This window comes from Idiomarina sp. UBA4206, assembly GCF_002383015.1.
Classification (GTDB): domain Bacteria; phylum Pseudomonadota; class Gammaproteobacteria; order Enterobacterales; family Alteromonadaceae; genus Idiomarina; species Idiomarina abyssalis.
The window spans coordinates 7,217-19,985 of sequence record NZ_DFTS01000008.1 but is presented as its reverse complement, the minus strand read 5'-3'; the positions used below and the strand labels follow the sequence as shown (position 1 = coordinate 19,985).

Annotated in this window: 11 protein-coding genes; 9 read left to right on the top strand and 2 right to left on the bottom strand. The window is 43.9% G+C overall.

Going from position 1 to position 12,769, the window contains the following annotated elements; translation table 11 throughout:
• Both B3180_RS00980 and B3180_RS00975 read right to left on the bottom strand, forming a co-directional pair.
• The coding region (locus B3180_RS00980; protein WP_286842406.1) for a DNA-methyltransferase at window positions 1–956 on the bottom strand (956 nt) is incomplete at its 3' end.
• A gap of 110 nt (window positions 957–1,066) precedes the next feature.
• On the bottom strand, window positions 1,067–2,290 hold the full coding sequence (locus B3180_RS00975) for a tyrosine-type recombinase/integrase (RefSeq protein WP_126820365.1): 1,224 nt from the start codon (window positions 2,288–2,290) through the stop codon (window positions 1,067–1,069).
• Between the two features lie 461 nt (window positions 2,291–2,751).
• Between B3180_RS00975 and B3180_RS15710 the strand changes: the two genes are divergently transcribed.
• From B3180_RS15710 to B3180_RS00935, 9 genes are all read left to right on the top strand, one after another.
• Window positions 2,752–2,886 carry a zinc ribbon-containing protein gene (locus B3180_RS15710; protein WP_008488091.1) on the top strand — a complete coding sequence of 45 codons (135 nt, stop codon included), beginning with the start codon at window positions 2,752–2,754 and terminating at the stop codon, window positions 2,884–2,886.
• A gap of 77 nt (window positions 2,887–2,963) precedes the next feature.
• Entirely contained in the window at window positions 2,964–3,737 is a 774-nt protein-coding gene (locus B3180_RS00970) for a DUF3800 domain-containing protein (RefSeq protein ID WP_278358907.1), read from the top strand.
• A 124-nt stretch (window positions 3,738–3,861) separates the two neighbouring features.
• Window positions 3,862–4,089, top strand: coding sequence for a helix-turn-helix domain-containing protein (locus B3180_RS00965; RefSeq protein ID WP_278358908.1), 228 nt, complete (start codon window positions 3,862–3,864; stop codon window positions 4,087–4,089).
• Window positions 4,089–5,588 carry a type I restriction-modification system subunit M gene (locus B3180_RS00960; RefSeq protein ID WP_278358909.1) on the top strand — a complete coding sequence of 500 codons (1,500 nt, stop codon included), beginning with the start codon at window positions 4,089–4,091 and terminating at the stop codon, window positions 5,586–5,588. Before B3180_RS00965 ends, B3180_RS00960 begins: the two co-directional genes overlap by 1 nt.
• A gap of 18 nt (window positions 5,589–5,606) precedes the next feature.
• Entirely contained in the window at window positions 5,607–6,677 is a 1,071-nt protein-coding gene (locus tag B3180_RS00955; RefSeq protein WP_278358910.1) for a hypothetical protein, read from the top strand.
• Complete coding sequence (locus tag B3180_RS00950) at window positions 6,678–8,168, top strand: type I restriction-modification system subunit M (protein ID WP_278358911.1); 1,491 nt, start codon at window positions 6,678–6,680, stop codon at window positions 8,166–8,168. It abuts the gene before it with no gap.
• A complete protein-coding gene (locus B3180_RS00945) occupies window positions 8,161–9,357 on the top strand; it encodes a restriction endonuclease subunit S (RefSeq protein ID WP_278358912.1) in 1,197 nt (398 codons plus the stop codon). The genes B3180_RS00950 and B3180_RS00945 overlap by 8 nt, the downstream gene beginning before the upstream one ends.
• Window positions 9,357–12,419 (top strand): type I restriction endonuclease subunit R, encoded by a 3,063-nt coding sequence (locus tag B3180_RS00940; RefSeq protein WP_286842397.1) that lies wholly within the window; start codon window positions 9,357–9,359, stop codon window positions 12,417–12,419. Before B3180_RS00945 ends, B3180_RS00940 begins: the two co-directional genes overlap by 1 nt.
• The coding region (locus B3180_RS00935) for a hypothetical protein (protein ID WP_286842394.1) at window positions 12,419–12,769 on the top strand (351 nt) is incomplete at its 3' end. The genes B3180_RS00940 and B3180_RS00935, both read left to right, overlap by 1 nt.

Sequence of the window (12,769 nt, the reverse complement as noted above, 5' to 3'; positions counted from 1 at the left end):
GCCCAGTCTTCATCAATTTCAATGCCAATCGCATAACGGCCCTCATCCAAAGCTGCCACTAGCGTGTTACCAGAACCCGAAAAGCAATCCAAAACTATATCGTCTTCAAATGTAGACGATCTTATAATGTGAGATAGCAAGTCAAGCGGCTTTTCTGCGGGGTGTTTACCTTTGTACTGTCTTACGGAAGGAAAGTGCCAGACATCTGTATACTCCACATCGTTATTAACGAAAAATGGACGGACTACATCCTCATAAGGTGGCATGTAGTCAACTTTGTCTGTTCCTAGAATAGCCTGTCTTATTTTTTCATATTGCTCTCTGCTTGGCGTATTTCTTCCTGCCTCCCAATTCGATACCGCGCCACCGTGATTGACTTTGCCGTAAGCTCCAACCAATTCAGTTAACTGATGGCCACTCAAACCGGATTTTTTTCTTGCTTCCCTCAAAAAGTGAGCAAAACATGAGCGGTGTAGATTACCATCTAATGCAGGTTCAGCGAATATTATTCGTTCAGAATGACCATACCACTGGCGCAAAGAAGACTTTTTCATTTTTCCTTTCCATCCGTCATAACCCGGTTGGTTTGGTTTGGTCCATACTACGTGCGACAGAATATTATATTGCTCACTAAATAGCACTTCGATACGAGCAGCCATCTCGGAGTCACAAAAACAGTAAAGAGAGCCGTTCGGCTTCAAAATTCTGCGCCACTCTTGAGCATACTCTCTTAGCCAATTTAAGTACTCACCATCCTCCTTAAACCGTGTATCTCCTTTTATATTCTTCTTTTTTGTTACATGATACGGGGGATCCGTCAGTATTAAAGATACCGATTCACTAGGCAGCTTACGCAAAATCTCAATCGAGTCGCCATGGTAGACGGAGGCATTACCTTCAATAAAGGTAGGGTTCACTGATTCGGCTATTTTTTTGAATGTAAGTGCTCGGGTCATTTTTCATCCGTCATTAAGATAACTTTGCAATTCTAGTAGCATTTTACACTAGTTCTCATTTTAATCGTCTTCTCTTTGCATTATTCGGTAGAGAAGGGTTTTGTATAGTTTCATAATAAATCTCTCAGTTGTAACGAAAGCTTAGTAAGGGCACTTTTTCGTTCCTCAAAGTAATCATGCCGATCATAAATCCCCTCAATTCCCTTCAGTTTGTGATTGAGGCAGCGCTCAGCAACATGACCAGGAACACCAATACTAGCTAATAGTGTTCGGCATGTCCTTCGTAAATCATGCACTCTGAAGTACTCCATGTCTCCCATTAGGTTAGGAGGGTTAGTATTCTTACCTGGCTCGTAACCAAACATTTTCCCAATTGCGCGGTTCAGCGTATCTTCCCCCATATGAGGTCTCTTCGCTTGTCTTCGACTAGGTAATACATACTCTGAATCTGAAGAGCGCACTTTAAGCTCTGTAATCATTTCTAAGGCCAGTTCCGGTAAAGGTATGGTAAGGCCTACCCCAGACTTACTTCGTTCTTTAGGTAATTCCCATATGGCCTTATCAAGGTCAAACTCGCTCCACTTAGCCTCACATATCTCTGACTTTCTTACTCCCAGCAAAACTAGCAAAGCACACGCAAGGTAGTTATCTCGAGTGAATACGTGTTGATGCTCGCGAAAAGTTTTAAATGCTGTCGTTACTTCATCCAGTGTTAAAGCTCTATCACGACTTTTCTCTACCCCACCAGCATCACTGACCTTAAATGAACTTGCTGGGTTAGCCCCCACAACATCTATCTTAATCCCATGGTTAAACAACTGCTTGCAGTATAGGAGCGCGTCATTCGATATGGTTGGACGCCCGGACTCATTGATTGATGTGATGATCCTACGAATATCTCTCGCAGTCACTTGGTCAAGGTTCAACTCTCCAATTAAAGGGGCTATGTCCTTTCGATAAACTCTTTCAGGGATATTCCAATGTTTCAGCCGTTTACGGTTGTCTTCCTGCCAGTCCTCAAACAGATCGTTAACTGTTTTAATCTCCTGCATTTCAGACTGCTTTTTGAGCGCCAGCGGATTTTGTCCCCCTCGCACCTGCTTCATTTTCAAGGCGGCTTCTGCCCTTGCCTCCGCAAGGGACAAGTCAGAATACTTTCCGAGAGTCATTTCACGACGCTTTTTATTGAAGCTATAGCGAAGCATCCAGTAGGGGATTCCAGGTCCACCTGAAGTTGTGGCCGGAACAACAAAATATAACCCACCACCATCAGGGTGACGCCCTACCTTATTCTTAGCTAGGGACTTAATCCCATTAACCGTTAATTTTGCCAACGTCTTGATTCCTATGGTTTTACTTAACCAGGCAAATTACCCACCACCTGAATATTTACAAACCATAGCACACCCACCACCTTACCCACCATATTTTTCTGGCTACCCACGAAAAAAAGCGAATAACCGCGAACAACCTGAAGCTAAAAACCCTTAATAATAAGGGTTCTGCGGTATAACACGAACACAAGCGAACATCACTCAATATTCTGGATCTGCTTGTTGAACATCGCTTTGAATTCAATCAAATCAATAAATTACGGTTTATTTGTCATGCTTATTGAATAAGGCTAACCACAACATTCACCGATTGCCTTACCTGAATACATGTATATCGAAGCGTTCAAAATTTGACCGCACCTTACCTTTTCGATAGTTTCTTATTGTTTAGCTTCTCACTGACTTCCCTAGTCAGTGACAGATGTAGCTTTTGTTAGGGCTTATCTAAAAGGATAGAAACCATGTCTACTACTGGCGAACAACCTGGTAAAGGCACTTACACTTGCGACAATTGCGGCGAGAGCGTAACGCTTGATGATCACGACGATACGTTACCGCCATGTCCGCGCTGCCACGAAACTGAATATACACCTTAAACGAAGCATTTGAAAATGTAATCAATGGGAGCTTAAGCTCCCATTTTGCTACAACAGTATTAAGGTGATAAAACCTTATGGAATATTCTCTATTTGCTGACGAAAGCGGCATTTCAAGCGCAGATAAATGTTACACAATTGGCTGTCTACTTGTTCCATGTCAGCACCTTAAACAGTTTGAAGTCGAGATTATCAGGCTAATAGAAAAGCATAATTTACCAATAGATCGAGAGCTTAAGTGGTCACGCGTTAAAAGAAGCTACGCAGTGATTAACTTTATGATAGACGTCATTCGCTTAATAATGTCGTTCCCTGCATCATTTATCTGCAAAGTTACGTGGAAAGAACCCTACAGGAATTGGCAGAAAAATGAAGAAGAAGCATTTTATAAGTCTTATACCATGTTAATGAATTTTTGTGCTAGCCGCTTGAATTCAGAAATCAAAGCCAAAATTGATGATAAATCAGATGCATACAATAAAAGACATGAGGTTGTTGAGATAATAGCCAATCATCAGTTGAAAGGGTTGGGACGAATAAATTCCGTTAAGAAATGCGACTCTAAGGCCGAATTACTGATTCAAGTGGCCGACTTACTCACCGGAGCAGTTAATGCATCCCATAACCTGTGGCTGACCCAAGGCAAAGCTGAAATTCACGAGGGCAAATTAGTAGCTATAAGCAAAATTGCGGAGTGTTTGGGTTGGAGCAATTTACACCACGATACTTATCCAAATGCTGACTTCAATATTTGGCATTTCCCTGGCGAGGAATATCGAGCCCTACCATCTACAGAGCATGTTGAGCCCAACTTTGATGTAAAATACATAACCCGCGAGCGGGTATCATAAACCACCACACCCAACCTAAAAGTCAATGAAACCATAAATAATTTAATTTAAACTGAAATTATTCACATAAAAATAGAATCGTGTTAGCTTTATCGCAGCTTTATAGAAACTCTTGGAGTAAGACATGATTCGCTGCCACCTCGCCCGTATGATGGGTGAGCACAAAATGCGTATCAGCGATGTCATCCGTGAAACCGGATTGAGTCGAAATACGGTTACGCTCATGTATAAAGAAACCGCGCAAAAAATTGATTTGGAAGCGCTCGATAAGCTGTGCACTCTTTTTGACTGCGAAGTTCATGACTTGCTGCAAAGGTCTTCAAGACAGCAACGATTAGTTACGGATAAATAATGACGCTAATAAAGTTAAAGGATTTAGAAGCACACCTCTGGCACGCAGCCCATATCATCACAGGGCCGATTGATGCTTCAGACTACAAAACATATATATTTCCCATTTTGTTTTTTAAACGCATCTGCGATGTTTACGATGAAGAGCACATAGACGCAATGAAGCAGGTCGGTGATGCTGAGTTAGCAAAAGGCGCTATGTTTCATCGAATTCAGATCCCTGAGGGTTGCCATTGGGATAATGTGTTTGAACGCACCAGAGACGTTGGACAGGCTTTAAAAGATGCTTTTCGTGGTATCGAGTTGGCTAACTCCAAACTGCACGGTATTTTCGGAGATGCGAGTTGGACCAATAAAGAACGTTTATCTGATGAGCTTTTGAGCACACTACTGAACCACTTCAATAAAGTGAATCTTGGTGTTGCCAGTGTCCGCAATGATGATATGGGACGGGCTTACGAATACCTCATTAAACGGTTCGCCGATAAAGCCAACAAAAAAGCAGGCGAATTCTATACTCCACGAACAATTGTCCGCCTTATGGTCAACATTCTCGACCCACAAGCAGGTGAAAGTATCTATGATCCGGCTTGTGGTACTGGTGGTATGCTACTCGAAACCATCCACCACGTTAAAGAAAATGGCGGCGACCCTCGCTTGTTAAAGCTCAAAGGCCAGGAGAAGAACCTCACTACCGAAGCTATTGCTCGCATGAACCTATTTCTGCACGGGCAAGAAGACTTCGAAATCGCTCGCGGCGATACGTTACGTGAGCCCAAGTTTCTCGAGAACGATCAATTAGAGCATTTCGATTGTGTTATTGCGAATCCCCCTTTTAGTCTCAAAGAATGGGGACACGGTCGCTGGAGTGCAGATCCGTACGGTAGAAATCAGTTTGGTCTAGCCCCTAAAACCAATGGCGATTTCGCTTGGGTTCAACACATGTTTGCGTCACTGAATGACACTGGTCGAATGGCTGTTGTTCTTCCTCATGGTGTTCTCTTTAGAGGCGCGGCAGAAGGGAAGATTCGAACTAAATTACTCCAAGATAATCGTATCGAAGCAATTATTGGACTTGCATCAAACCTGTTTTATGGAACAGGAATTCCGGCATGCATCTTGGTGTTACGTAAATCACGCCCTGCTTCACACCTTAATCATGTTTTGGTTATCAATGCAGAGGAAATCTACACCAAAGGGCGGGCGCAAAATACGTTGTCTAATCAGCAAGCCGATAAAATATACGAAATATACAGCGATATGAAGAAGCGCGGTCCTGCTGCTCAAGAAGTTGAAGGTGTTGCTCGCTGGGTGCCTCTCGATGAGATTAAAGAAAACGACTTTAACCTCAATATTGCTCGATATGTGCAGAAACCTTTAGAAGAGGAAACTGTCACGGTAGAAGAAGCCTTGCGTGATTTCCAAGAAAAACTAGCAGCACTAGAGCGGGCGGAGAGTGAATTAGAAGAGCTTCTCATCAAGGAAGGGTATGAGTTATGAAAAAAAGAGTAGGTGAGTATGCAACCAGTAAATGACATCAGTCCGAAAGAATCTTCTGAGCTCACAGTTCGTCTTATCCAAGCACTCAATGATGCTATAGATAGTGGTACAGATGAACCAAGCATAGTCGCAAACATCGCAAAAAATATTCCTGCCTACCTCACCAAGAGCTCTAGATTAGGGGCGTTTAATTTTTCATCGGGTAGCATCGCTAATGTACCTGGCTCAATCTTCGTACATCAAACACCTAAAGTTTCATATACGGGTATCGGCAAAACAAAAAGTGGCCAGCCCAAGTCGATAGAGGTAGGGGATCTCTTATTACTCTCTACTATTCAATCAAATACAGGTGAAGTAAGTAGACGAGCAATGTTATTTCAAGCAAAGATGTTCGAGTCAATTCCTGTTTCAAGTACGGGGAATTCGGAACAACATAAACTATACAATGAGTGGCCAATATTTCACTACTTACGATCGACCAGAGATTTAAATGGTATGTATCGATGGATTTGTGATCTTGACCTGCATGAAAGTGCGAAATACTTGCTATTAAAAGACACGGTTAGCCCATTAGGAGGATGGCCTCATTGGTTACATAGCAGATTGCCAGACGCAAACGCTCTTACCGCCAACCCAACTGATCCGCTCAGCCATTATTCTTGCTTTGTTCATGAGGTATACAATTTTATTCTCGGTAACGTAGGGAAAGAGTTTAAAGTCTTGAATACGACAGAATATAAAGACTTATCAACCCAGCATTCAGATATAGTAAAAAATTTCCACGCTAGCGGCATTATTCAGCCTATCTGTCCATGGCAGGAAGGATGGAGCTTACTGATAAATGATTTATTAAGAATAACATCACAAAAGCGAACTAGACTAATGGGTTCGACGACAATAAAGGGCGCTCGCGGTGTGAATACATCCTCGTATAAGGGGGAAGAGAGTAACAAAGTGATGAGCATACTAAATAAATTTGGTTTTTTCTCGGAACCGCCAAGTACTCCCGAAGCAGACGACGAAGAGCCAAGCATAGGGCTCAACATCATTGAGTTTACTTTGATCTCAAATGAGAGGTTTCGCGATTAAATGTCTTCAATTAATAGAAAGAAGTTAGAAGACCTACTTTGGGGCGCAGCCGAGTTTTTGCGCGGCCAAATCGATGCATCTGACTATAAACAGTACATTTTCCCGCTCCTATTCTATAAGCGTCTTTCAGACGTTTACATCGAAGAGTATGTTGAAGCTCTAGAGCTTCATGACGACGCTGAATATGCAGCGATGCCCATGTTTCATCGTTTTGATATTCCCAAAGAAGCGAGCTGGGAATCCGTTCGCAATACGAGTAAGAATATTGGTGAAGCGATTCAAAACGCTTTGCGTTTAGTCGAGGCTAATAATCCTCGCCTACATGGTGTATTCGGTGACGCGCAGTGGACCAATAAGCAACGCTTGCCAGATCATTTGCTCGCTGATTTAATTCAGCACTTTAGCAAAATTCCACTTGGTATTAAGTCAGTTGCACAAGACGATTTAGGTGAGGCTTACGAGTATCTCATCAAAAAATTCGCAGATGATTCGGGTCACACTGCAGCTGAATTTTATACCAACCGCACAGTCGTGCACTTAATGACACGAATCATGGATCTAAAGCCAGGCGAAACAGCCTATGACCCTACTTGCGGTACCGGAGGAATGTTACTCAATGCAGTAATGGATTTGCGCACCCATGGAGAAGAGTGGAGATCGGTTCATTTGTATGGACAAGAAGTAAATCTACTCACCTCGGCGATAGCCCGTATGAATATGTTCCTGCACGACATTGAAGAATTCGATGTGCTGCGCGGCGATACGCTGTCCGAACCCAAGTTTATTGAAAACGACCAGCTCAAGCAGTTTGATGTGATTTTCGCCAACCCGCCTTACTCCATCAAAAAGTGGAACCGCGATAAGTTCGCCGCCGACCCTTATGGCCGCAACCTTTACGGCGTACCACCGCAAGGCTGTGCCGATTATGCGTTTTACACCCATATCATCAAAAGCCTAAAGCCTGACACTGGCCGCGCTGCCATGCTCTGGCCACACGGCGTGTTGTTCCGTGATTCCGAGCAAAGCATTCGTAAACAAGTGATTGAGTCAGACATCATCGAAGCGGTGATTGGCCTTGGGCCCAACCTGTTTTACAACTCACCGATGGAATCCTGCGTGGTTGTGCTCAACTGCAATAAACCCGCCGAGCGTAAAAACAAGGTGTTGTTTATCAACGGTGTGGAGAACGTAACCCGCGAGCGCGCCCACAGCCGCTTATCGGATGAAGATTTAGCTGTGTTGTGCGAGGCTTACTTTACGCCAGAAAAGCAAAGCGACATTACTGCGTTGGTGGATATCGACACCATCAAAGAGAATCTCTACAACCTGTCGATTCCACTCTATGTGCAAGCACAAAACAATGGCGAAGTGCACGATATTGAATATGCCATCGAGGCCTGGAAGGTTAGCCGGGTGCAATTAAAAAAACAGACCAACAAATTATTTCAGAGCCTCGCGCAGTTAGGTCTCGAGGTGGAAAACAATGACTGATAAACAAACCGTTAAATTTGGTGATATTTGCCGCGAAGTAAAACTCACCACTAAAGACCCAATTGCCGATGGCTATGAACGCTACATCGGATTGGAGCACTTGGATTCTGGCTCGCTAAAGATTAAACGCTGGGGAATAGTTGCTGAAGATAACCCAAGCTTTACCCGAGTTTTTAAGAAAGGACATATCTTATTTGGCAAGCGTCGACCTTACTTAAAGAAGGCAGCAATTGCTGAGTTTGATGGGATTTGTTCTGGAGACATTATTGTACTAGAACCAAAACCCAACTCCTTGTTATTAAAAGAACTGGTTCGTCATTTAGTTCAATCTGAAACTGTGTGGAACTGGGCTGTACTGAATTCATCAGGATCGTTATCTCCTAGAACAAAATTCTCTGTTCTATCGAAATTGGAAATTTCCGTTCCATCGTATCCTCAAGAAAGTTGTCTCAATATTCTCAGAGATGCAGAAAGCGCTTTGAGCGCTTCAGACGCTGTAGTTACGCGGCTTATTGAAGCCAAGACCGCTGCAGCCTATTCCCTAATGCTTGAGGGAAATTGGTATCGAGAATTATTTGGTAAAGATCCGGCTTCCATACCTGAAGGATGGAAGTTGTTAACTGTGGGTGACGTCCTCAATGATACTCAATATGGGCTATCGGATTCTCTCGAAGCTCATGGTCGTTACCCAGTACTTAGAATGATGAATATTACGAATGGTTACGTTGACCCTAACGATCTGAAGTATCTCGATTGGCCTAAGGAAGAGGCAAGCAAGTACATTCTTAATTATGGTGATATTGTATTCAATAGAACCAACAGTATGGAATGGGTTGGAAGGACAGGAATATTTGAACTAGATGGCGACTATCTATTTGCTTCATATTTAATCCGGTTGGTGGCAAATGAGAAGAAGCTTACTCCTTATTATTTAACGCAGTTCTTAAACCTGCCGTTAATCCAATATCGGCTAAAGGCATTTGCTACGCCTGGTGTTAGCCAAGCAAACATCAACCCAGGTAGTTTGAAAAGTTTACCTATCTTGGTTCCGCCATTAAATAGAGTAAAAGAAATTGAGAAAGTACTCCGAGAATTTGACAGTGAATTGAATGTAGCCAAACAACATCATCAGCGAATGGTTCAGTTCATGGAAAGTATTAAATCAAAATATTTTGAGCAGGTTACTTAATGTTTAACGAACAGACCGTTACAGAAAATGGAATTATCGACCGTTTAAAAGCTTTAAGCGGCATCAAATGGACTTACTGCCACGGCGAGAATTTGCCCAAGCAAGCGCAGGATATCTTCGTTGATGAGTGGCTGAAAGACGCGTTGTGTTCGTTAAACCCCGATATCGCCAGGCAACCCGATTACGCCGATGAAGTGATTTACAAGCTGCGTGGTGTGATGCTGGAAGCGCGTCATACCGGCCTGGTAAAAGCCAATGAGAACTTTCATGAATGGTTAATGGCCGAAAAAACCTTGCCCTTTGGCGAGAATGGCGACCACATCACCATCAACCTGATTGATTTCGACAATATCGCCAACAACCACTTTGTGGTGTCACAGCAGGTACACTATATCGCGGCTACCGAGGTCTATTTTGATATTGTCCTCTATGTGAACGGTATTCCCTTGGTGGTGGGCGAAGTAAAAACCGCCACCCGTCCGAGTGTTACCTGGCAAGACGGCACCGCCGATTTTATGGGTGGCAAAAAGCACTACTGGAAAAACGTTGAACCCTATTTTGTGCCCAACCTGCTGTGTTTTGCCAGTGAAGGCAAAACCTTTGCCTACGGCGCCATCAACGCCCGGGTAAAAGATTGGGGCCCTTGGCACAATACTGCACAAGCAGAGGATATAGTGCCGGGGATGGGAGCAGTGCTAAATAGTAGCGAAGGACTTTTGACCCCCCAAACATTACTGCAGCTCCTTGAATCATTCGCTCTCTTCTCAACCATTAAGACTGGCAAGAATAGTCCTCCTAAGCGTATAAAAATTCTCCGTCGTTACCCTCAGTTTGAAGCGGCTAAGCAAATCGTTGAGCGAGTTAAGAAAGGCTACCCACGCAAAGGACTAATTTGGCATTTCCAAGGCTCTGGTAAGTCACTGTTGATGTTATACGCAGCAAGAATGTTGCGAGCAGATAATGATCTCAAGAATCCTACCGTTCTCGTGGTGGTCGATCGAAGGGATCTCGACTCCCAGATCAGCGAGACATTTGGTGGAGCGGATGTCAAAAACTTAGTGAAAGTTCAAAGCTGTAAAAAACTCGGTGAACATATTGAGCAAGATAGCCGCGGTATCCTTATTACAACCATTTTTAAATTTAAAGATGTCGAGATAGATGAAAGTAACCCCAAGGGCTTGAACGACCGCGATAACATCATTGTTCTGGTTGACGAGGCGCACCGCACTCAAGAAGGCTCACTTGGCGATAAAATGCGCTGGGCTCTGCCCAATGCTCATTTCTACGGTTTAACTGGAACACCGATTTCAGGCATCGACCGAAACACCTTCAAGCTATTTGGCGCGGAAGAAGATCCGGGTCGTTACATGAATCGATATAGCTATAAGCAATCTATTCGTGATGGCGCAACCAACCCCGTTAAATTTGAACCTCGCCTTGCGGAACTGCGTGTTGATCAAGACGCTATTAACGAGGAGTTTGAACGCCTAGCTGAAGAACACGACTTAGACGAAGACGAAAGAGCGGCGTTATCAAAACGTGCTGGAAAGCTCGCTGTTATGCTTAAAGCGCCAAAACGCATGGAAGCGGTGAGCTCTGATATAGCACACCACTTCACGACTCATGTTATGCCCAAGAAAATGAAAGGCATGGTAGTGGTCTATGACCGTGATGCATGCGTTCAGATGTATTACCTTTTAGGGCAGAAGCTTGGCTTTGATGCTGTCGAAGTTGTTATGAATGTTGACCAGGCGCCCATAAAATCAACCGAAGGTGATAAAAAAGGCAAAGTTAACAAAGATTGGCGCAAATGGCATGATGACTTGCGGTTACCCCTAGAAAAGAATGACTTCGAGCGTTGGCAGAAGATCGATGGCGATGACCAACTTCAAAAAGATCTCATCGAGGATTACAAAGACCCTAAACACCCGCTTCAGTTATTAATTGTTACAGCAAAACTATTAACTGGCTTCGACGCCCCTATCTGTTATTGCATGTACTTAGATAAGCCTCTGCGCGACCATACACTTTTGCAGGCAATGTGTCGTACTAACCGCTTGTATGAAACTAACGAAGTGCGAAAAGACATGGGCTTAATCATTGATTACCTCGGGGTCTTTGAGAATCTTCGGACAGCGCTCGCCTACAACCCTGATGAAATTGAGGGAGTGGTTGAAGGAATTGAAGCGTTTAAAGAGCTATTTCCAACTCAACTGGATAAATGTCTCGCGTACTTCCCTAATGTCGATAGAACCCAAGAAGGCTTTGAGGGAATTATGGCCGCACAAGAGTGCCTACCAACTAACGAAAAGCGTGATGAGTTTGCCCAAAGCTTCGGTGTTCTGGCTAAACTGTGGTCAGCAATAAACCCCGACTCATTTCTGGCACCGTTCAGAGCCGACTATAAGTGGCTGGCTCAAATTTACGAATCTGTGAGACCCGTTGGGCAAACGGGCTCCTTGATATGGGCAGCTCTTGGCCCTGAAACCATTAAAATGATTCATGAGCACACCGACATAAACCGTATTCGAGATGATATCGAAGAATTGATTATGGATGAGCACGCAATTTTCACGCTTACCGACAAAGAGCAAGAACAAAGAGCCAAACGGCTTGAAATTGATCTCATGGGCCGGCTTCGCGGGCATACGGACCCTAAGTTTGTCGAACTCGGTGAGCGTTTAGAGAAGTTGCGCCAAGATTACGAAGCCGGTGTAATCAAAGCTATCGATTGGCTAAAAGGCCTATTAGATGCAGCCAAAGACACCGTTCAGGCCGAACGCGATACCGGTGAACGCCCAGTTACCGAAGAAGACAACAAGCAAGCATTAACTAAGCTATTTTTGGAAACTCGCCCTGAAACGACGCCCAAGCTAATAGGCGATGTGGTTGAGCAAATCGACAAGATTGTTAAGGCCACACGCTTTCCTGGATGGCAGGATTCAAATAGCGGGCCTCGTGAGATACAAAAGGCTCTTATCGTCACGCTCGCCCAATTTGGGCTTGGCAAGGATAAAGAATTGTTCAACAAGGCGTATGCTTATATCGAAGGGCACTATTGATGCAGATAGTAGCTGAAACACTTGAAGTCCTAGCGATAAAAGACAAAGATGCGTCACATTCAGACCTCTTTGGCAGAAGTGCGTTTAACAGATATTACTACGCGCCGTTTTTAATCACGCGTGAAACGATCAGCGAAATGAAGTCTAATTGGAAAGGAACAGCCCACGCGGAAATTCCTAATCTGCTAGTTAAAGGACTACGAAAACCGGCAGCAGCCATTCGCACGCAAGTAAAAGTGGGTTTGATTGATCATGGAGATAAAAGTCGCATATTAGGTGAGTTCAACTCTACTGGCCAAGAGCTAGCCCAGTTACTTCGTGAAGCATATGACGCACGTATCGCTGCAGAC

Excerpts from the sequence above, each read along its gene's own strand:
- B3180_RS00965 (WP_278358908.1), top strand. The coding sequence starts at position 3,862 with ATGATTCGCTGCCACCTCGCCCGTATGATGGGTGAGCACAAAATGCGT.
- B3180_RS00945 (WP_278358912.1), top strand. The coding sequence starts at position 8,161 with ATGACTGATAAACAAACCGTTAAATTTGGTGATATTTGCCGCGAAGTA.
- B3180_RS00970 (WP_278358907.1), top strand. The coding sequence starts at position 2,964 with ATGGAATATTCTCTATTTGCTGACGAAAGCGGCATTTCAAGCGCAGAT.
- B3180_RS00955 (WP_278358910.1), top strand. The coding sequence starts at position 5,607 with ATGCAACCAGTAAATGACATCAGTCCGAAAGAATCTTCTGAGCTCACA.
- B3180_RS00960 (WP_278358909.1), top strand. The coding sequence starts at position 4,089 with ATGACGCTAATAAAGTTAAAGGATTTAGAAGCACACCTCTGGCACGCA.
- B3180_RS00950 (WP_278358911.1), top strand. The coding sequence starts at position 6,678 with ATGTCTTCAATTAATAGAAAGAAGTTAGAAGACCTACTTTGGGGCGCA.
- B3180_RS15710 (WP_008488091.1), top strand. The coding sequence starts at position 2,752 with ATGTCTACTACTGGCGAACAACCTGGTAAAGGCACTTACACTTGCGAC.
- B3180_RS00940 (WP_286842397.1), top strand. The coding sequence starts at position 9,357 with ATGTTTAACGAACAGACCGTTACAGAAAATGGAATTATCGACCGTTTA.